The 20,313-nt window shown below is 72.5% G+C and carries 17 protein-coding genes and 1 tRNA gene; 16 read left to right on the forward strand and 2 right to left on the reverse strand.

The genetic code is table 11. From position 1 onward, the window contains the following. Nucleotides 1-342 precede the first annotated feature (342 nt). A tRNA-Leu gene (locus AB0J08_RS11905) sits at nucleotides 343-427 on the reverse strand. Between the two features lie 435 nt (nucleotides 428-862). Here AB0J08_RS11905 and AB0J08_RS11910 point away from each other — a divergent pair. Beyond that, a complete protein-coding gene (locus AB0J08_RS11910; protein ID WP_360630945.1) occupies nucleotides 863-1,342 on the forward strand; it encodes an ATP-binding protein in 480 nt (159 codons plus the stop codon). Between the two features lie 9 nt (nucleotides 1,343-1,351). Here the strand turns inward: AB0J08_RS11910 and idi are convergent, their stop codons facing one another. After that, complete coding sequence (gene idi / locus AB0J08_RS11915) at nucleotides 1,352-2,005, reverse strand: isopentenyl-diphosphate Delta-isomerase (protein ID WP_360630948.1); 654 nt, start codon at nucleotides 2,003-2,005, stop codon at nucleotides 1,352-1,354. Nucleotides 2,006-2,472: 467 nt separating this feature from the next. Between idi and AB0J08_RS11920 the strand changes: the two genes are divergently transcribed. The 15 genes from AB0J08_RS11920 to AB0J08_RS11990 all read left to right on the forward strand — a co-directional run bounded on the left by AB0J08_RS11920 (nucleotide 2,473) and on the right by AB0J08_RS11990 (nucleotide 20,203). Further along, nucleotides 2,473-3,228 (forward strand): phosphocholine cytidylyltransferase family protein, encoded by a 756-nt coding sequence (locus AB0J08_RS11920; protein ID WP_360630951.1) that lies wholly within the window; start codon nucleotides 2,473-2,475, stop codon nucleotides 3,226-3,228. Beyond that, a complete protein-coding gene (locus AB0J08_RS11925) occupies nucleotides 3,216-4,277 on the forward strand; it encodes an iron-containing alcohol dehydrogenase family protein (protein WP_360630954.1) in 1,062 nt (353 codons plus the stop codon). Before AB0J08_RS11920 ends, AB0J08_RS11925 begins: the two co-directional genes overlap by 13 nt. 91 nt (nucleotides 4,278-4,368) lie before the next feature. Further along, on the forward strand, nucleotides 4,369-5,106 hold the full coding sequence (locus tag AB0J08_RS11930) for a CDP-alcohol phosphatidyltransferase family protein (RefSeq protein WP_360630993.1): 738 nt from the start codon (nucleotides 4,369-4,371) through the stop codon (nucleotides 5,104-5,106). Between the two features lie 53 nt (nucleotides 5,107-5,159). Further along, nucleotides 5,160-6,005: a glycosyltransferase gene (locus AB0J08_RS11935; RefSeq protein WP_360630996.1), complete on the forward strand. Its 846-nt coding sequence runs from the start codon at nucleotides 5,160-5,162 to the stop codon at nucleotides 6,003-6,005. A 189-nt stretch (nucleotides 6,006-6,194) separates the two neighbouring features. Then, a complete protein-coding gene (locus AB0J08_RS11940) occupies nucleotides 6,195-7,136 on the forward strand; it encodes an ABC transporter permease (RefSeq protein WP_360630957.1) in 942 nt (313 codons plus the stop codon). Further along, nucleotides 7,129-7,938 (forward strand): ABC transporter ATP-binding protein, encoded by an 810-nt coding sequence (locus tag AB0J08_RS11945; protein ID WP_360630960.1) that lies wholly within the window; start codon nucleotides 7,129-7,131, stop codon nucleotides 7,936-7,938. Before AB0J08_RS11940 ends, AB0J08_RS11945 begins: the two co-directional genes overlap by 8 nt. 368 nt (nucleotides 7,939-8,306) lie before the next feature. Further along, complete coding sequence (hpnC, locus tag AB0J08_RS11950) at nucleotides 8,307-9,254, forward strand: squalene synthase HpnC (RefSeq protein ID WP_360630963.1); 948 nt, start codon at nucleotides 8,307-8,309, stop codon at nucleotides 9,252-9,254. A 41-nt stretch (nucleotides 9,255-9,295) separates the two neighbouring features. Beyond that, nucleotides 9,296-10,153, forward strand: coding sequence for a presqualene diphosphate synthase HpnD (gene hpnD, locus AB0J08_RS11955; protein ID WP_360630999.1), 858 nt, complete (start codon nucleotides 9,296-9,298; stop codon nucleotides 10,151-10,153). A gap of 145 nt (nucleotides 10,154-10,298) precedes the next feature. Next, complete coding sequence (gene hpnE, locus AB0J08_RS11960; protein ID WP_360630966.1) at nucleotides 10,299-11,732, forward strand: hydroxysqualene dehydroxylase HpnE; 1,434 nt, start codon at nucleotides 10,299-10,301, stop codon at nucleotides 11,730-11,732. Nucleotides 11,733-11,923: 191 nt separating this feature from the next. Beyond that, nucleotides 11,924-12,955, forward strand: coding sequence for a polyprenyl synthetase family protein (locus tag AB0J08_RS11965; RefSeq protein ID WP_360631002.1), 1,032 nt, complete (start codon nucleotides 11,924-11,926; stop codon nucleotides 12,953-12,955). A 7-nt stretch (nucleotides 12,956-12,962) separates the two neighbouring features. Beyond that, nucleotides 12,963-15,089, forward strand: coding sequence for a squalene--hopene cyclase (gene shc / locus AB0J08_RS11970; protein WP_360630969.1), 2,127 nt, complete (start codon nucleotides 12,963-12,965; stop codon nucleotides 15,087-15,089). Continuing rightward, on the forward strand, nucleotides 15,086-15,778 hold the full coding sequence (locus AB0J08_RS11975) for a 1-hydroxy-2-methyl-2-butenyl 4-diphosphate reductase (protein WP_360630972.1): 693 nt from the start codon (nucleotides 15,086-15,088) through the stop codon (nucleotides 15,776-15,778). The genes shc and AB0J08_RS11975 overlap by 4 nt, the downstream gene beginning before the upstream one ends. A 2-nt stretch (nucleotides 15,779-15,780) precedes the next feature. Beyond that, entirely contained in the window at nucleotides 15,781-16,806 is a 1,026-nt protein-coding gene (gene hpnH / locus AB0J08_RS11980) for an adenosyl-hopene transferase HpnH (RefSeq protein ID WP_360630975.1), read from the forward strand. A gap of 90 nt (nucleotides 16,807-16,896) precedes the next feature. Then, nucleotides 16,897-18,807, forward strand: coding sequence for a 1-deoxy-D-xylulose-5-phosphate synthase (gene dxs / locus AB0J08_RS11985; RefSeq protein WP_360630978.1), 1,911 nt, complete (start codon nucleotides 16,897-16,899; stop codon nucleotides 18,805-18,807). Further along, the gene (locus tag AB0J08_RS11990) at nucleotides 18,797-20,203 is read left to right on the forward strand and encodes an aspartate aminotransferase family protein (protein WP_360630982.1); all 1,407 of its coding nucleotides are present in this window, start codon (nucleotides 18,797-18,799) and stop codon (nucleotides 20,201-20,203) included. Before dxs ends, AB0J08_RS11990 begins: the two co-directional genes overlap by 11 nt. Nucleotides 20,204-20,313 lie beyond the last annotated feature (110 nt).

Raw genomic sequence — 20,313 nt, forward strand, 5'->3', positions numbered from 1 at the left:
GGGGTTCCGGACAAACGCACAGCAGACTATGGTGCGAAATAGGACGAAAACCTCAGATGAAGCTCAGATCATCCGATTGTTGCCATCTCGTGTCCGATGATCGGACACGAACGGGCGTGCCACTCACCACCGGGCCCCACGCGTTCCCACCCCGGCCCGCAATCCGTGCGGCAGGCCCGACCTGCCCCCGACGCGCCGAAACCCGAGGCCCCGGCCCACCAGAACCCGGCCGCCAGAACCCGGCCCACCAGAACCAGGCCGGCACGCCAGAGCCCGGCGGACCCCGGGCAAAAAGAAATTCCCCGCAGAAACTCTTTCGAGTTCCCACGGGGAATTGTTCTGTGTCCGAGGGGGGACTTGAACCCCCACGCCCGATAAAGGGCACTAGCACCTCAAGCTAGCGCGTCTGCCATTCCGCCACCCGGACCGGGTGTGTGCTTCGGGGGCTTTCTGCTCGCCCCCTCGGCGACAGAGAGAACATTACCAGGGTTCTGGAGTGCTTCTCACCTGCGTTTCCCCGGCGGGGACCACCGGGGTGGCAGGAACGGGTCGCAGGGATGAGCGAAGCGGTGGATCAGGGGCGGGAAGCGGTCGGACTGGGAGTCGCGTGCGGTCAGGAACGGGCGGGAGTGGTCCGACACGGGCAAGTTGTCGACGGTGCGGCCGCGTCAGGGGCTCCTCTCCTAGCCTCTGTGCACCGAGGGCGCCATGAGCGGAACGCCTGATTCCAGGGGTCGCGGACGAAGGGCGGCTGGACGTGGAGCAGATCAGCGGGGCGGCGGAGGCCGAGCCGAGACGTGCGGAGAACAGGTCCGGACGTGCGGAGAACGGGCCCGGACGTGCGGGCCCGGGGTCGGGGCCGGTGGTCGCCACGCGATCGGCGGCCGGTCCCGGACGGGTGCGGACCGGACCGGTCGAAGGGGTGTGGCGGTTTCCGGTGCCGGCGGTGGAGGCCTCGGTGCCGCGGACCAGGCACGCGGTGCGGGACCGGCTGCTGGCGCAGGGGATGGCGGGGGTGCGCTACCAGGAGCTGGTGGACGACCTGCTGCTGATCGTCTCCGAGCTGGTGGGCAACGCCGTGACGCACGCCGCCGAGCTGTCGCCCGAGGTGATCACCGAACTCACGGTCGGGTCGGACTGGGTGCGGGTGTCGGTCGAGGACGGCGACCCGTACCGGCCGAAGGCCCTGGAGAGCGACGCGGGGCGGACCGGTGGGCGGGGGCTGCTGCTGGTGAAGAGCATCACGCTGCAGGCGGGCGGTGTCTGCGACGTGGAGCGGACGGGGGAGGGCGGCAAGGTGGTCTGGGCCTCGCTGCCCGTCCCCCGGGAGGAAGCGCGGTAGCGGGCGGACCTACCAGTCCCGGCCGGCGATCTCGCGGATGCCGGGCAGCGCGGCCTCGAAGACGGTCGTGAACCAGACCGAGAACGGGCGCTCCTCCTGGAGCTCGCGCAGCTCCTGCGCGGACACGAAGGCGAAGTCGTCCACCTCGTCGGGATTCGGCTCGACCGGGGCGGTGACCAGGCCGACGAACAGGTGGTTCCACTCCCGCTCGATCAGGCCGGAGGCCTCGTCCGGCAGGTCGTACCGGACGGTGCCGGCCTCGCAGAGGAGCGCCGGTGCGACGCCCAGCTCCTCGGCGGTGCGCCGGGCGGCGGCGACGAACGGCGGCTCGTCGGGGTACGGGTGGCCACAGCAGGTGTTCGACCAGACGCCGGGGGAGTGGTACTTGCCCAGCGCGCGGCGCTGGAGCAGGAGCCGGCCCTGGCGGTCGAAGAGGAACACCGAGAACGCCCGGTGCAGCCGGCCCGGCTGCTGGTGGGCCCAGAGCTTCTCGGCGGTGCCGACGGTGACGCCCTCGTCGTCGACGAGCTCCAGCAGGATCTCGGCGCCCGCGGGCCCCCCGGACGCGGCTCGGGGGTCGGCCGTCACGTCGGTCTCCACGTCGAGACCGGTGTCGATCTCCGAGGTGAAATGCGTCGGGTTGGTCGGCAGACTCTGGGGCATGAGGCCTCTTTCGGGGGCAAATGGGAGCACCGGTGGCGTCGTGCCCCAGTCTGCCGTACGGGTGGCGGTCCGCAGGCGTCCCACACACAACAGGGCGGATCATGACCGTTCCCGCACCATTCCTGACATCGGAATGGGCGCCGGATTAGCAGGGGCGTTCGGGATGCGTTCGGCTGGCGTTCGATTCGGGTGGGCGCGGACGGCGAACGGACACGTCGACGGCACCCCTCCTTCACGGTGGCCCGGCCCGGTGCCCGCCCGGCCCCCCGGCCGCGTTCCGGCTGGTCGCCGCGGTCGCCTACCATCACATACGACGCGGTGCCCGCATCCTCGCCGGCATCGGCGCGCCACCCCGACGGCCTGCGGCGGCGCACGGTCCGACGGCTTGCGGCAGCGCACCGCCCGACGGCCGGCGGCAGCGCTCGGCCCGACGGACCAGCACAGCACGACGGATCAGGAGACCCCGCATGATCGGCCTCGTTCTGGCAGCCGGCGCCGGCCGCCGGCTGCGCCCGTACACCGACACCCTGCCGAAGGCGCTGGTGCCGGTCGACGGGGAGCGGACCGTCCTGGACCTCACCCTCGGCAACTTCGCCGAGGTCGGCCTGCGCGAGGCGGCGATCGTCGTCGGCTACCGCAAGGAGGCGGTCCAGGACCGCAAGGCGGCCTTGGAACAGAAGTACGGTGTGAAGCTCACCCTGGTCGAGAACGACAAGGCCGAGGAGTGGAACAATGCCTACTCGCTCTGGTGCGCCCGCGAGCTGTTCGGCGAGGGCCTGCTGCTGGCCAACGGCGACACCGTCCACCCGGCCTCCGTCCAGCGGACCATGCTGGAGGGCAACCTGCGCCTCACCGAGCAGGGCCGCGCCCCCGGCATCCTGCTCGCCCTCGACACGGTGAAGAAGCTCGCCGACGAGGAGATGAAGGTCGTCGTCGACCCGGCCACCGGCATGCGGCGCATCACCAAGCTGATGGAGCCGGCCGAGGCGACCGGCGAGTACATCGGCCTCACCGTGATCAACCCCTCCGCCGCCGCCGACCTCACCGACGCGCTGCGCGCCACCTACGAGCGCGACCCCCAGCTGTACTACGAGGACGGCTACCAGGAGATGGTGGACCGCGGCCTGCGGATCGACGTGCAGCCGATCGGCGAGGTGTCCTGGGTAGAGGTCGACAACCACGACGACCTGGCCAAGGCCCGGGAGATCGCGTGCCAGTACTGACGCGCCTGGTGCCGTCGCCGGTCTTCGTCGAGATCCGCTCGGGGGCGCTGGACGCGCTCGGCGGCATCCTCGCCGACCAGCGGCTCTCCGCCTCGGGCCGGATCGCGGTGGCGATCAGCAACGGCTCGGGGGCGGTGCTGCGCGAGCGGCTGGAGCCGGCCCTGCCGGGGGCCGACTGGTACAACGTCGACGACGGCAGCCTCGACAGCGCGGTGCGCCTGGCGGACGCGATGCGCGGCGGCCACTACGACGCGATCGTCGGCCTCGGCGGCGGTAAGATCATCGACGCCGCCAAGTACGCGGCGGCCCGGGTCGGCCTGCCGCTGGTCGCGGTCGCCACCAACCTCGCCCACGACGGCATCTGCTCACCCGTCTCCACCCTCGACAACGACGCCGGCCGGGGCTCCTACGGGGTGCCGAGTCCGATCGGCATCGTGGTCGACCTCGACGTGATCCGGCAGGCCCCGCCGCGCTTCGTGGCGGCGGGCATCGGCGACGTCATCTCCAACATCTCGGCCTGCGCGGACTGGGAGCTCTCCCAGGCCGAGACCGGCGAGCCGGTGGACGGACTGGCCGTGGCGATGGCCCGCTCGGCCGGCGAGAACCTGCTGCGGCACCCAGGAAACCTTCAGGATCAGGACCTCCTCACGGCGCTCGCGGAGGCCCTGGTACTGTCCGGCATCGCGATGAACATCGCTGGCAGCACCCGGCCGTCGTCGGGCGCCTGCCACGAGATCTCGCACGCCCTGGACGTGCTGTACCCCAAGCGATCCGCCCAGCACGGCGAACAGGTCGGCCTCGGGGCCGCCTTCGCCAGCTTCCTGCGGGGCGAGCGCGAGCTGACCGGTCTGATCGTGGAGCGCCTGGCGTGCCACGGCCTGCCGGTGACCGCGGCTCAGATCGGCTTCACCGAGGCGGAGTTCACCGAAGCGGTGCACTACGCTCCAAACACCCGGCCGGGCCGCTTCACCATTCTTGAGCACCTCGACCTCTCCCCCTCAGCGATCAGGGACGCGTACGCCGACTATGTCCAAGCCGTCAACTGCTGACCCCGCCACGAAGGCTCCGACCCCGGCCCCGGTGGATCTGACCCGCCGCCCCTCCGTCGAGGAGCTGCGCGCGGTGATCCACCCGGAGGGCATGCTCCAGCGCCGCAGCGCGGAGCACTGGGCCGGCCGCCTCTACATGCGGCGGATCTCGCTGCGGATCACCCGCGTGCTCTCCACCGTGACGGCGATCACGCCCAACGGCCTGACCTATCTGATGATGGTCACCGGCATCCTGGCCGGCGCCGCGCTGATCGTCCCGGGCCTCACCGGCGCGGTCCTCGGCGCCCTGCTCATCCAGGTCTACCTGCTGCTGGACTGCGTGGACGGCGAGGTGGCCCGCTGGCGCCGGCAGACCTCGCTGACCGGCGTCTACCTGGACCGGGTCGGCCACTACATGTCCGAGGCGGCCCTGCTGACCGGTCTCGGTCTGCGCGGCTGCGACCTCCTCCACCGGACCGGCGACACCGCGCACTGGGAGTGGGCCTTCCTCGGCACGCTGGCCGCGCTCGGCGCCATCCTGATCAAGTCCGAGACGGACCTGGTGGACGTGGCCCGGGCCCGCAGCGGCCTGACGGCGGTCGAGGACAGCGCCTCGGTGCCGCGCTCGTCCGGCGTCGCCAAGGCCCGCCGGGCGGCCTCCTTCCTCAAGTTCCACCGCCTGGTGGGCGCGGTCGAGGCCTCGCTGCTCATCCTCGCCGCGGGCGTCGCGGACGCCGTGCACGGGGGGCTGTTCTTCACCCGGCTCGCGGTGGTCGTCCTGGCGGCGATCGCCATGCTGCAGACCGTGCTGCACCTGCTGAGCATCGTGCTGTCCAGCAGGCTCCGGTGAGCGCCGTGGGCACGACCACCGACACCTTCCGGCTCGGCGCGGTCATCATCACCATGGGCAACCGTCCGGCCGAGCTGAACGCCCTGATCGAGTCGGTCCGGGCCCAGGAGGGTCCGGCCGTCGAGCTGGCCGTGGTCGCCAACGGCGCCCCGCTGCCGCCGCTGCCGGCGGACGTGCGCAGCGTCGAGCTGCCGGAGAACCTCGGCATCCCGGGCGGCCGCAACGTCGGCATCGAGCTGTTCGGCAAGGACGGTCGGGAGGTCGACGCCGTCCTCTTCCTGGACGACGACGGCCGGCTGCCGGGCACCGACTCGGCCCGGCTGCTGCGCGAGGCCTTCACCGCCGATCCGGAGCTGGGCATCGTCAGCTTCCGGATCGCCGACCCCGACACCGGCGTCACCCAGCGCCGGCACGTCCCCCGGCTGCGCGCCAGCGACCCGCTGCGCTCCTCCCGGGTGACCACGTTCCTGGGCGGCGCGAGCGCCGTGCGCTGCACGGTGTTCGAACAGGCCGGCCAGCTGCCCGCCGAGTTCTTCTACGCGCACGAGGAGACCGACCTCGCGTGGCGTGCGCTGGACGCCGGCTGGGCCATCGACTACCGGGCCGACGTGGTGCTGCACCACCCGACCACCTCGCCCGCCCGGCACGCCTCGTACTTCCACAACGTGGCCCGCAACAGGGTGTGGCTCGCCCGACGGAACCTTCCGGCCCTGTTCGTGCCTCTCTACCTGGGAACCTGGTTCCTGCTGACCCTGGCCCGCCGCCCCTCCCCGGAGGCGCTGAAGGCCTGGTGGGGCGGGTTCCGGGCGGGCTGGCGCGAACCCTGCGGTGCGCGGCGGCCCATGCGATGGCGTACCGTTTGGCGCCTGACCAGGCTGGGTCGACCGCCAGTCATCTGATCGTATGGTCGGGCGACCCTACGGTGATTTGAACCGTGCGGTTCAGACGTCGTACGGTCGTCCGATCGCCATGGCCGGTGACCACGCACCGGCCGGACCCCCGTGATCCGAGTGGATCCCCCTCGGCGCAAGGCCGGCGGACCCCCGCCGACCGGCCCGCCCCGATCCGATCCCGCGCGAAGGACGAATGTGTCGACAGTGAGTGAACCCGTCAGCCTCTCGGCCCCGAGGGGGGCGGACGCGGGCCTGACCCCCAAGCAGCTTGCGGACAAGTACGGTCTCGCGGTCAGCGGCAGACGGCCCGGCCTGGTCGCCTACTCCAAGCAGCTGTGGGCCCGGCGGCACTTCATCTGGGCTTTCGCCACCGCCCGCCTGGTGGCCCAGTACACCGACGCCAAGCTCGGCCAGCTCTGGCAGGTCGTGACCCCGCTGCTGAACTGCGCGGTGTTCTACCTGGTCTTCGGTGTGATCCTGAAGAGCAAGGACGGCTTCCCGGACGGCACCTACACCGCGTGGCTCTGCATCGGTGTCTTCGTCTTCCAGTTCACCCAGAACGCGGTGCAGTCCGGCACCCGGGCGATCTCCGACAACCTCGGGCTGATCCGCGCGCTGCACTTCCCCCGGGCCTCGCTGCCGATCGCCTTCACCGTGATCCAGCTCCAGCAGCTGCTGATCTCGATGGTCGTGCTGGTCGGTGTCGTGCTGGCCAGCGGGATCGAGCCGGGCCGGACCTGGCTCGCGGTGGTCCCGGCCCTGCTGCTGCAGTCGATGTTCAACACCGGTGTGGCCCTGGTGATGGCCCGGATCGGTGCCAAGACCAGCGACATCTCCCAGCTGATCCCGTTCGCCATGCGCGCCTGGATGTTCCTCTCCGGCGTGATGTTCAGCATCCAGGACAAGATCAGCACCTGGCCGGAGTTCTGGCAGAAGGTGATGCAGTTCAACCCGGCCTCGGTCTACATGGACCTGCTCCGGCACGCCTTCGCGCCGGTGATCTACAACAAGCACGTCCCCCAGCACCAGGAATTCCCGCCGCACCAGTGGACGTACGGCATCGCCTGGGCGGTCGGGATGTTCGTGATCGGATACGTCTTCTTCTGGAAGGCCGAGGAGGAGTACGGCCGTGGCTGACACCGACCTGCGAAAGGGCCTGACCGTGCGGGACGCCGACGTCGCCCGCGAGCCCACCGTCGTCGTCGACGACGTGCACATCGTCTACCGGGTGCACGGTGCCGGCTCCGGCAAGGGCAGCGCCACCTCCGCCGTCAGCCGCATCCTCAGCCGCAAGCGCTCCGCCGGCGTGCGCGAGGTGCACGCGGTGCGCGGGATCAGCTTCACCGCGTACAAGGGCGAGGCGATCGGTCTGATCGGCTCCAACGGCTCCGGCAAGTCGACCATGCTGGCCGCCATCGCGGGCCTGCTGCCGACCGAGAAGGGCGGCATCTACACCAACGGCCAGCCCTCGCTGCTGGGCGTCAACGCGGCGCTGATGAACGAGCTCACCGGCGAGCGCAACGTCGTCCTCGGCTGCCTGGCGATGGGGATGACCCCGGCCCAGGTGCGCGAGCGCTACAACGACATCGTCGAGTTCTCGGGCATCAACGACAAGGGCGACTTCATCTCGCTGCCGATGCGCACCTACTCCTCCGGCATGGGGGCCCGGCTGCGGTTCTCCATCGCGGCGGCGAAGACCCACGACGTGCTGCTGATCGACGAGGCGCTGGCCACCGGCGACCAGGCGTTCCAGCAGCGCAGCAAGAAGCGGATCGACGAGCTGCGCGGCTCCGCCGGTACGGTCTTCCTGGTCAGCCACGACAACAGCTCGATCCGTGAGGTCTGCGAGCGGACCATCTGGATCGAGGCCGGCGAGCTGGTGATGGACGGCCCGACCGAGGAGGTCGTGAGCCGCTACGAGCGCGGCGATCGGCCGTAACGCCGCAGGGCCCGTACGGAGGGCCGGTGGCCGGGGCAGCCCGGCCACCGGCCCTCCGTCGTTCGGCCCGGCAGGCACCCCGCGGTCCGGCCCCGCGGACACCCCGCCGTACCCCGGGTGGCCCGCCGTACCCCGGGTGGCCCGCCGCTGGGCGGGTGAGCGCCCCGCGCGCCGGGTGGGGCACCCTTCTCCGGCGCGGCCGGTGGTGTCAGGCTGTAAGGCGCGGGGGTGGTGTGTCGGACGTGACCCCCGGGATCGGACGCGTGTCCGACTCGGGCCGGTCGTACCGAGCGGTGTAGAACGGGGGAGTGACAGCAGTGTCGGCTTCGGCCCAGCCCAGTGGTGAGTCCCGGCCCGGTGACGGGACGGTGGACCGTTCAGCGGGAGTGACGCTGGACAAGGCGAGCGCGGAGAACTTCCCGGTCGCTCCGTTCTTCCTGCCCGCCGCCTGGCGCGACGACCTGATGGCGGTCTACGGATTCGCCCGACTGGTGGACGACTCCGGCGACGGCGACCTGGCCGATCCGGCCGGCGCCGCCCGGCTGCTCGGCGTGGCCGAGCCGCCGCCGGTCACTCCTTCGGCCCAGCCCGGTCCGCCGGGTCCGGCGGAGGTCGCCTTCCGGCTCGCGCTGCTCGACGGGCTGGAGCGGGACCTCGACCGCGTCTTCGAGACCGCCCTGCACCCCGGGGCCGCCGAGGCCCCCCGCCACCCGCTGATGCGCGGCCTCGTCCCCCTGGTCGACCGGCACGCGCTGACCCCGGAGCCCTTCCGCCGTCTGATCGAGGCCAACCGGGTGGACCAGACCACCGCCCGCTACGCCACCTACCAGGACCTGATGGGCTACTGCACGCTCTCCGCCGACCCGGTCGGCCGCCTGGTGCTGGCCATCGCGGGCTTCGCCACCCCCGAGCGGATCGAGCTCTCCGACGCGGTCTGCAGCGGCCTCCAGGTGGTCGAGCACATCCAGGACGTCGCCGAGGACCTCGCCCGGGGCCGGATCTACCTCCCGGCCGAGGACCTGGCCCGCTTCGGCGTCACCGAGGCCGAGCTCGGCGCCCCGGTCGCGAGCGGTCCGGTGCGCGAGCTGGTCGCCCACGAGGTCGAACGGGCCCGCACCCTGCTGGACCGCGGCGCGCCATTGGTAGGTACGGTTCGGGGGAGGCTTCGACTGCTCCTGGCGGGATTCACCGCCGGCGGGTACGCGGCCCTGGCGGCCATCGAGGACGCCGGGTACGACGTACTCGCCCAGCGGACGAAGCCGGACAAGCGCCGCCTCGCAGCGAGGGCGGCGGCCATCTTCGCGAAGGGAAGGTGAACGCCCGAGTGGCGGCATCACCACTGGCGTCGGCGCAGGTCATGGCGGCGTACCGGTACTGCGAGGCAGTCACCGGACTGCAGGCCCGCAACTTCAGCTACGGCATCCGCCTGCTGCCGGAGCCGAAGCGGCTGGCCATGTCGGCCCTGTACGCCCTGGCGCGGCGGGTCGACGACATCGGCGACGGCGAGCTTCCCGCCGATCGCAAGGCCGAGGCACTGCTGCGCACGCGCGAGCTGCTGGACGAGATCCGGGCCGGCGCGGTCGCGGAGGACGACACCGACCCGATCAAGGTCGCCCTGGCGGACGCCTCCCGGCGCTTCCCGATTCCGCTCGGCGGCTTCGACGAACTGATCGACGGCGTCGAGATGGACCTCAAGGGTGCCGAGTACCAGACGTACGAGGAGCTCCAGGTCTACTGCCGCTGCGTCGCCGGCGCGATCGGCCGGCTCTCGCTCGGCGTGTACGGCTGCGACGACCCCGAGCGCGGGGCGCAGTACGCCGACACCCTGGGTCTGGCGCTCCAGCTCACCAACATCCTGCGCGACCTGCGCGAGGACGCCCTCAACGGCCGCACCTACCTGCCCGCCGAGGACCTCGCCCGGTTCGGCTGCGAGCAGGGCTTCGCGCTGCCCAGGCCGCCGGTCGGCGCGGACTTCACCGGTCTGGTGGCCTTCGAGGCGGCCCGGGCCCAGGCCGCCTTCGAGGAGGGCCTGCGGCTGCTGCCGATGCTCGACCGTCGCAGCCGGGCCTGCACCGCGGCGATGGCCGGCATCTACCACCGGCTGCTCGGCCGGATCGCGGCCGATCCGGAGTCGGTGCTGCGCGGTCGGGTCTCGCTGCCGGGTTGGGAGAAGGCGTACGTGGCGCTTTCCGGGCTCGCCGGGGGGCGTTCTTGATTCTCGCCGCAGTTCTGTCACGCTGTGTCAGCGGGGAATCACTTATGGGTAGAGCCGTGTTGACCACCGTGTTGGGCACGACCGTGTTGACCACGAGCGCCCCGGCCAGGACCGGGTCGGGCGCCGAATGCGAGGGGGAGGGCCGATGACCGGGCGAGCCGATGCCGCGCGCCCGGCCGCCGTCGTGGTCGGCGGCGGCCTCGCGGGCATCACCACCGCACTGCGGCTGGCCGAGGCCGACCACCGGGTCACCCTGGTCGAGGGCCGCCCCCGGCTGGGCGGCCTGGCCTTCTCGTTCCAGCGCGGCGAGCTGACCGTCGACAACGGCCAGCACGTCTACCTGCGCTGCTGCACGGCCTACCGGGGCCTGCTCGACCGGCTCGGCGCGAGCCGGCTGGTCCACCTCCAGGACCGGCTGGACGTCCCGGTGCTCGGCGTCGCCGGGCCCGCCGACGCGCCGGTGCGCACGCTCGGCCGGCTCCGTCGGGCGGGCCTGCCCGTCCCGCTGCACCTGGCCGCCAGCCTGGCCCGCTACCCGCACCTGGGCCCGGCCGACCGCGCCCGGGTGGTCCGCGGCGCGGTCGCCCTGCAGGGCCTCGACCTCGCCGACCCGGCGCTGGACGCGCTCTCCTTCGGTGACTGGCTGCGCCGCAACGGCCAGAACGAGCGCACCCTCGCCGCCCTCTGGGACCTCGTCGGCGTGGCCACCCTGAACGCCCGGGCCGACCAGGTGTCGCTGGCGCTGGCCGCGATGGTCTTCAAGACCGGCCTGCTCTCCGACCCCGGCGCCTCCGACATCGGCATGGCCGCCGTCCCGCTCGGCGTGATCCACCACGACCGGGCGCTCGCCGAGCTGGAGCGCGCCGGCGTGAAGGTACTGCTGCGCGCCCGTGCGAGCGAGCTCAAGCCCTCCGCACCGCAGCACGCCGTCCGGCTGGAGAGCGGCGAGCTGCTGACCGCCGACACGGTGGTGCTGGCCGGCGCCCAGGACACCGCGGCCGCCCTGCTGCCGCCCGACGCCGTCGACGCCCAGCAGCGGCTGGCCGGCTTCGGCACCGCACCGATCCTCAACGTGCACGTGGTCTACGACCGCAAGGTGCTGCGCCGCCCGTTCTTCGCCGCGCTCGGTTCGCCGGTGCAGTGGGTCTTCGACCGCACCGCGCACTCCGGGCTGGCCGGCACCGAGCTGGGCCGGGCCCACCCCGGTGCCCAGTACCTGGCGCTCTCCCAGTCCGCCGTCCAGGACGAGATCGACCTGCCGGTCGCCGAACTGCGCCGCCGCTACCTGCCGGAGCTGGCCCGCCTGCTCCCCGCCGCCGGCGGCGCCGAGGTGCTGGACTTCTTCGTCACCCGCGAGCGCACCGCCACCTTCGACCCGGCCCCGGGCACGGCCGCGGTGCGCCCGCCGGCCCGGACGAACGTCCCGGGCCTGCTGCTGGCCGGCGCGTGGACGGCCACCGGGTGGCCCGCGACCATGGAAGGCGCCGTTCGCAGCGGCCACGCCGCGGCCGACGCGGCGCTCGCCGGCGCCGGCACCCGGCTCCCGGTGGACCGGGGCGACGGGAGGTGGCCCAGGTGACGCAGGGCCCCACCGCCGGCCCCGGCGACCCCGCGAGATCCGGCGGCCGCACCGCCGGCCGCACCGGTCTCATCGACATCGCAAGCGCCCGGCCGTCCCGTGCGGCCCGGCACCACCAGGGAGAGGGAACGCACGTGGAGTCACGCACCGGCACTGCCGTCGGAGGCACGGCGCACGCCGAACCGGTCTCGGTGCCGGAGCTGCTCGCCCGGAGCCGCACGCTCTGCACCCCGCCGCTGCAGGCCGCCGTCGCCCGTCTGGCCGCACCGATGGACACCGTCGCGGCCTACCACTTCGGCTGGATCGACCGGGACGGCACGCCGTCCGCGGGGGACGGCGGCAAGGCCGTCCGCCCGGCCCTCGCCCTGCTCTCGGCCCAGGCCGTCGGCGCCCCGGCGGAGGCCGGTGTGCCCGGTGGGGTGGCCGTTGAACTGGTGCACAACTTCTCCCTGCTCCATGATGATCTGATGGACGGTGACGAGACCAGACGGCACCGGGCCACCGCCTGGACGGTCTTCGGACCGGCCCAGGCGATCCTGGTGGGTGACGCCCTGGCGACGCTCGGTACGGAGGTGCTGCTCGACGCTGCCACCGTCGGTGGCGCGAGCGCCACCGACGCCGCGCGCGCCGTCCGCCTGCTTACCACCGCCACCCGCCGGCTCATCGACGGCCAGGCCATGGACGTCGCCTTCGAACAGAGGGACACCGTCACCGTCGCCGAGTGCCTGGAGATGGAGGGTGGCAAGACCGCCGCCCTGCTCGCCGCGGCCTCCGCGATCGGCGCCGTCCTGGCCGGCGCCGACGACCGGGTCTCGGACGCCCTCCAGCGCTACGGCCACCACCTGGGCCTCGCCTTCCAGGCGGTGGACGACCTGCTCGGCATCTGGGGGGCCACCGAGGTCACCGGCAAGCCGCACTGGGGGGACCTCCGCCAGCGCAAGAAGTCCCTGCCGGTCGCCGCGGCGCTCGCCGAGGGCGGCCCGGCCTCGCGCCGGCTCGCCGGACAGCTGGCCGACCCGTCGCGGCGCGGCGAGGAGAGCGAGCCCGAACTCGCCGCCCGCGCCGCGTTGATCGAGGAGGCCGGCGGCCGCGCCTGGACCCAGGAGGAGGCCCGCCGCCAGCACACGACTGCCCTCGCCGCCCTGGACGAGGTGCCCATGCCCGATGTGGTGCGCGAGCACTTCGTCGCACTCGCCGAATTCGTGGTGGTACGAGAGAGGTGACGTTACGTTGACAGCAACCGCGGACGGCCGGCTCGACCCTGAGTACGATTCCGAGCCGGTCGCGGTGGGCGACCGCCCCCCGGCGCTGCTGAGCGCCGGGCGGTGGCAGCCCGCGGGGCCCGGGGCCGACCAGCCCGACCAGGAGCAGGACGGCCCGGTCTCGGCCGAGGAGGCACTGGCCCGCGCCACCACCCACCTGCTCTCGCTGCAGAGCTCCGAGGGCTGGTGGAAGGGCGACCTGGAGACCAACGTCACCATGGACGCCGAGGATTTACTGCTCCGGCAGTTCCTCGGGATCCGGACGGAGGAACAGACCAAGGCCACCGCCGAGTGGATCCGCTCCCAGCAACGGGAGGACGGCACCTGGTCCACCTTCCACGGCGGACCGGCCGAGCTCTCCACCACGGTCGAGGCCTACGTCGCCCTCAAGCTCGCCGGTGACGACCCCGCCGCCCCGCACATGCTCGCCGCCGCCCGCTACGTCCGGTCCGCCGGTGGCATCGCGGCCGCCCGGGTCTTCACCCGGATCTGGCTCGCGCTCTTCGGTTGGTGGCCCTGGGCACGGCTGCCCGAGATGCCACCGGAGATCATCTTCCTGCCCAAGTGGCTCCCGCTGAACATCTACGCCTTCGGCTGCTGGGCCCGGCAGACCATCGTGCCGCTCACCATCGTCTCGGCCCACCGCCCGGTGCGGACCGCGCCGTTCCCGCTGACCGAGCTGCACACCGACCCGGAGCACCCCTTCCCCGAGCGCCCGCTCTCCCCCGCCACCACCTGGGACGGCGTCTTCGAACGCCTGGACAAGGTGTTGCACGCCTACCACCGCCGGGCGCTGCGCCCACTGCGCCGGCTCGCCCTCTCGCAGGCCTGCCGCTGGATCGTCGAGCGACAGGAGGCGGACGGCTGCTGGGGCGGCATCCAGCCGCCCGCCGTCTACTCCCTGATCGCCCTGCACCTGGAGGGCTACGAGCTGGAGCACCCGGTGATGCAGGCCGGGCTCTCCTCCTTCGACCGCTTCACCGTGCACACCGAGGACGGCCGGCGCTGGCTGGAGGCCTGCCAGTCCCCGGTCTGGGACACCTGCCTGGCCACCGTCGCGCTGGCCGACGCCGGGCTGCCGGCCGACCACCCCGCACTGGTCTCGGCCGTCGACTGGATGCTGGCCGAGGAGATCACCCGGCGCGGCGACTGGTCCGTCCAGCGGCCCTCGCTCGCCCCCGGCGGCTGGGCGTTCGAATTCGAGAACGACACCTACCCCGACATCGACGACACCGCCGAGGTGGTGCTCGCCCTGCGCCGGGTCGCCCACCCCGACCCCGCCAAGGTGGCCGGCGCGGTCGACCGCGGGGTCGACTGGAACCTCGGCATGCAGTCCAAGAACGGCGCCTGGGGCGCGTTCGACGTTGACAACACCAGCACCCTGCCGAACAAGCTGCCGTTCTGCGACTTCGGCGAAGTGGTCGACCCGCCGTCCGCCGACGTCACCGCCCACGTGGTGGAGATGCTCGCCGAGGTCGGCAAGGGCAAGGACCCGCGCACCCGCCGGGGCGTGGAGTGGCTGCTGCGCAACCAGGAGGCCGACGGCTCCTGGTTCGGCCGCTGGGGCACCAACTACATCTACGGCACCGGCTCGGTGCTGCCCGCCCTGGTCGCGGCCGGCGTCCCGGACGAGCACCCGGCGATCCGCCGCGCCGTCCGCTGGCTGGAGGACCGGCAGAACACCGACGGCGGCTGGGGCGAGGACATGCGCTCCTACGAGGATCCGGCCCGCTGGGCCGGGCGCGGCGACTCCACCGCCTCGCAGACCGCGTGGGCGCTGATGGCGCTGCTCGCGGCCGGTGAGGGCCCGGACGGCCGGGCCAACCCGGCGGTCGAGCGCGGGGTCGACTGGCTGGTCCGCACCCAGCTGCCCGAGGGCACCTGGGACGAGCCGCAGTTCACCGGCACCGGGTTCCCATGGGACTTCTCCATCAACTACCACCTCTACCGGCTGGTCTTCCCGGTCACCGCGCTCGGCCGGTACGTGCACGGCAGTCCCGCCACCGGCCGGGACGCCGCCGCCCCCGGCACCAAGGGCACCGGCACCAGGGGCACCGGCGCCACCGGCAGCCCGGCGATCGGGGCGGCCCGGTGAAGCCCGCCCCTCTCCTGGTGCTCTGCGCGCTGGGCCCCGAGGTCTGGGCCCTGCGCGGCGGGGACTGGCGCGGCGCGGCCGGCGGACCGCCGGTGCTGGTCCGCACCGGCGTCGGCCGGCGCCGGGCCGCCCACACGGTCCGACGACTGCTCACCTCCGCCCCCGGCGGCTACGGCGCCGTCGTGGTGGCCGGATTCGGGGCCGCCGTCGCCCCGGGAACAACACCCGGTGACGTGATCGTCGCGAACGGGGTGCGCGATGCCGAAGGGAACCTCTTCGCGGTCGACTCCGGGCCCGACCTCAGCCGGGCGCTGAAGACGCGTGGGCTGACGGCCCACACCGGTGTGCACCACACCGCCGACCACGTGGTGCGCGGCCTGGAGCGGCGCGCCCTGCACCTGCAGGGCGCACTCGCCGTCGACATGGAGGCCGCCGCCGTCCTCGCCGCCCTCCAGGAGATCCGCCCCGCCCTGCCCGCCGCCGTCCTGCGGGTGGTGGTCGACACCCCCGAGCGCGAGCTGCTGCGCCCGGGCACCCTGCCGGCCGGCATCCGCGCCTGGCGGACGCTGCGGGCCACCGTGCCCGCGCTGGTCGACTGGTACGAGCAGAACCGGCCGCGGCAGGGCGGCCCGCTGTCCGCAACCCTCCACCACCCCACACCCTCGACGCTCCCTCAGGAGGCGAGCTAGCCATGGCCATGCCGTTGCGCCAAACCGTGCGGGTCGGCACCTACCTCATGCAGCAGAAGCTCAAGCGGCGGGACAAATTCCCGCTGATCGTCGAACTGGAGCCGCTCTTCGCCTGCAACCTCGCCTGTGAGGGGTGCGGCAAGATCCAGCACCCGGCGGGTGTGCTGAAGCAACGCATGCCGGTCGCCCAGGCGGTCGGTGCGGTGCTGGAGTCGGGTGCCCCGATGGTCTCGATCGCCGGCGGTGAGCCGCTGATGCACCCGCAGATCGACGAGATCGTCCGCCAACTGGTCGCGCGTCGCAAGTACGTCTTCCTCTGCACCAACGCGCTGCTGCTACGCAAGAAGCTGGACAAGTTCACCCCCTCGCCGTACTTCACCTTCACCGTGCACATCGACGGGCTGCGCGAGCGGCACGACGCCTCGGTGGCCAAGGAGGGGACCTTCGACGAGGCGGTGGAGGCGATCAAGGAGGCCAAGCGGCGCGGCTTCAGGGTCACCACCAACAGCACCTTCTTCAACACCGACACCGCGAAGACCATCATCGACGTGCTGGACTTCCTCAACGACGACCTCAAGGTCGACGAGATGATGATCTCCCCGGCGTTCGCCTACGAGAAGGCTCCCGACCAGGAGCACTTCCTCGGCGTCGAACAGACCAGGGAGCTCTTCCGCAAGACCTTCGCCGGCGGCAACCGGCGGCGCTGGCGCCTCAACCACAGCCCGCTCTTCCTGGACTTCCTGGAGGGCAAGGTCGACTTCGAGTGCACCGCCTGGGGGATCCCCAACTACTCGCTCTTCGGCTGGCAGCGCCCCTGCTACCTGATGGCCGACGGGTACGTGCCCACCTACCGCGAGCTGATCGAGAAGACCGACTGGTCCAAGTACGGCCGCGGCAAGGACGCGCGCTGCGCCAACTGCATGGCGCACTGCGGCTACGAGCCGACCGCCGTCCTCGCCACCATGGGCTCGCTCAAGGAGTCGCTGCGCGCGCTCACCGAGACCGTCGGTGCCAACCGCGGTCGCTGACCGCACCCCGCCCGGCACGGGGTACCCCGTGCCGGGCGGTTCCGCCACAGGGGGGCACCACAGCACCGCTCCGAGTCGTGAGGTGAACACATGTCACTCCTCTCCGGCGTCACGTCCCCGGCCGACCTGCGGAAGATTCCGCCCGCGGACCTCCCGCTCCTCGCCGACGAGATCCGCGCCTTCCTGATCGACGCCGTCACCCGGACCGGCGGCCATCTCGGTCCGAACCTCGGCGTGGTCGAGCTGACCATCGCGCTGCACCGGGTGTTCGACTCGCCCTACGACCGGATCGTCTGGGACACCGGCCACCAGAGCTACGTCCACAAACTGCTCACCGGCCGCCAGGACTTCTCGAAACTGCGCACCAGAGGCGGCCTGTCCGGTTATCCCTCGCGTGCGGAGTCCGAGCACGACCTGGTCGAGAACTCGCACGCCTCCACCGCCCTCTCCTACGCCGACGGCCTCGCCAAGGCCGCCCAGCTGCTCGGCCAGTACGACCGGCAGACCGTCGCGGTGATCGGCGACGGGGCGCTCACCGGCGGGCTCGCCTGGGAGGCGCTCAACAACATCGCCGAGGCCCGGGACCGGCCGCTGGTCATCGTCGTCAACGACAACGAGCGCTCCTACGCCAGGACCATCGGCGGCCTCGCCAACCATCTCGCCACGCTGCGCACCACCCGGGGGTACGAGCGCTTCCTCGCCCTCGGCAAGGAGGCGCTTCAGCGCACCCCACTGGTCGGGCAGCCGATCTTCGATGCGCTGCACGGCGCCAAGAAGGGATTCAAGGACGCCTTCGCCCCGCAGGGCATGTTCGAGGACCTCGGGCTCAAGTACCTCGGCCCGATCGACGGCCACGACCTGGGCGCGGTCGAGCAGGCGCTGCGCCAGGCACGCGGATTCGGCGGGCCGGTCATCGTGCACTGCCTGACCGTGAAGGGCCGCGGCTACCGCCCGGCCGAGCAGGACGAGGCGGACCGGTTCCACGCCGTCAACCCGATCGACCCGTACACCTGTCTGCCCATCTCGCCCAGCGGCGGGGCCTCCTGGACGTCCGTCTTCGGCGAGGAGATGGTCGCGCTCGGCGCGGAGCGGCCGGACGTGGTCGCGATCACCGCCGCGATGCTCCAGCCGGTGGGCCTCGGCTCGTTCGCCAAGGCCCACCCGGAGCGGACCTTCGACGTCGGGATCGCCGAGCAGCACGCCGTGACCAGCGCGGCCGGGCTGGCCACCGGCGGGCTGCACCCGGTGGTCGCGGTGTACGCGACCTTCCTCAACCGGGCCTTCGACCAGGTCCTGATGGACGTCGCCCTGCACCGGCTGGGTGTGACCTTCGTCCTCGACCGCGCCGGGGTGACCGGGCCGGACGGCGCCTCGCACAACGGCATGTGGGACATGTCGATCCTGCAGGTCGTCCCCGGGCTTCGGCTGGCCGCCCCGCGCGACGCCGACCAGCTGCGGGCGCAGCTGCGCGAGGCGGTGGACGTGGCGGACGCGCCGACGGTGGTCCGGTTCCCGAAGGGGAACATCGGGCCGGCCGTCCCGGCCGTGGACCGCGTCGGCGGGGTGGACGTGCTGCTGCGGACCGGGGAGCTGCCCGAGATCCTGCTGGTCGCCGTGGGCAGCACCGCGGCCGCGGTGCTGGACGCGGCGCGGCTGCTGCTGGCCGAGGGGTTCACCGCGACGGTCGTCGACCCGCGCTGGGTCAAGCCGGTCGACCCGGCCCTGCCCGCGCTGGCCGCCGCGCACCGGCTGGTCGTCACGGTCGAGGACAACGGCCGGACCGGCGGCGTCGGCGCGGCCGTCGCCCAGGCGCTGCAAGATGCCGACGTGGACGTTCCGGTGCGGGTGCTGGGCCTGCCCCAGGAGTTCCTCGGCCACGCCGCCCGGGGCGAGATCCTGGAGGAGGCCGGCCTGACCGGCACCGGGGTCGCCGCGCAGACCGCGGCCTTCGCCAAGAACCTGCTACCGACCAGAGGAGCGAACCAGCGCCATGCCGGCTGACCCCGACAGCACCGAGCCCCGCTTCGACCTCGCCGCCCTGCTCGCCGAGCGCGGTGGCGAACGGTACGAGTTGCACGGCCGCTACCTCAATCCGCAGCTGCCGCGGATGTTGCACACCATCGGCTTCGATAAGTACTACGAACGCGCCGAGGGTCCGTACTTCTATGACGCGGAGGGGAACGAGTACCTCGACATGCTGGCCGGGTTCGGCATCTTCGCGCTGGGCCGGCACCACCCGGTGGTGCGCGGGGCCGTCCAGCAGGTGATGGACCTCGACCTGCCCGACCTCGTCCGGTTCGACTGTTCGCCGCTGCCCGGTCTGCTCGCGGAGCGGCTGCTCTCCCACACGCCCGGGCTGGACCGGGTCTTCTTCGGCAACAGCGGCACCGAGGCGGTCGAGACGGCGCTGAAGTTCGCGCGCTACGCCACGGGCCGCCGGCGCGTGCTCTATGCCGACCACGCGTTCCACGGGCTGACCACCGGTTCGCTCTCGGTCAACGGCGAGAGCGGCTTCCGCAAGGGCTTCGATCCGCTGCTGCCGGACACCGCGATCCCGCTCGGCGACCTCGGGGCGCTGGCCAAGGAGCTGAAGAAGGGCGATGTCGCGGCGCTGATCGTGGAGCCGATCCAGGGCAAGGGCGTGCTGGCCCCCCCGCCCGGCTGGCTGCGTGCGGCGCAGGAACTGCTGCACGAGCACAAGGCACTGCTGATCTGTGACGAGGTGCAGACCGGCATCGGCCGGACCGGGGACTTCTTCGCCTACCAGCACGAGGAGGGGGTACTTCCTGACCTGGTCTGCGCGGCCAAGGCGCTCTCCGGCGGGTACGTACCGGTCGGGGCGACACTCGGCAAGGGCTGGATCTTCGAGAAGGTCTACTCCTCGATGGACCGGGTGCTGGTCCACTCGGCCAGCTTCGGCTCCAACGCGCAGGCGATGGCGGCGGGCCTGGCGACCCTGGAGGTGATGCGGGACGAGAAGGTGGTGGAGAACGCCCGCGCCGTCGGGGACCGGTTCCGCGAGCGGCTCGCCCTGCTGGTCGACCGGTACGAGCTGCTGGCCGAGGTCCGCGGCCGGGGCCTGATGATCGGCATCGAGTTCGGCCGGCCGAAGTCGCTGAAGCTGCGGACCGGATGGACGGCCCTGCAGGCGGCGCGCAAGGGCCTCTTCGCGCAGATGGTGGTCGTCCCGCTGCTGCAGCGGCACCGGATCCTCACGCAGGTCTCCGGGGACCACCTGGAGGTGATCAAGCTGATCCCGCCGCTGATCATCACCGATCGGGACGTGGACCGCTTCATCGACGCCTTCACCGACGTGATGGACGACGCGCACCGCGGGAGCGGCCTGATGTGGGACTTCGGGCGGACGCTGGTGAAGCAGGCGGTCGGCAACCGCTGAGCGTGCGCGGTGGCGGCGGAGTGGTGCCCGCCGTCGCCTCCTCCTTCGTCCACCTCCTCGACCCGGGTCTCTGCGCCGACGGCGGCCGGCACGAGAGCCTGCTCGACCGC

Source organism: Kitasatospora sp. NPDC050463 (genome assembly GCF_040655255.1).
Taxonomy (GTDB): domain Bacteria; phylum Actinomycetota; class Actinomycetes; order Streptomycetales; family Streptomycetaceae; genus Kitasatospora.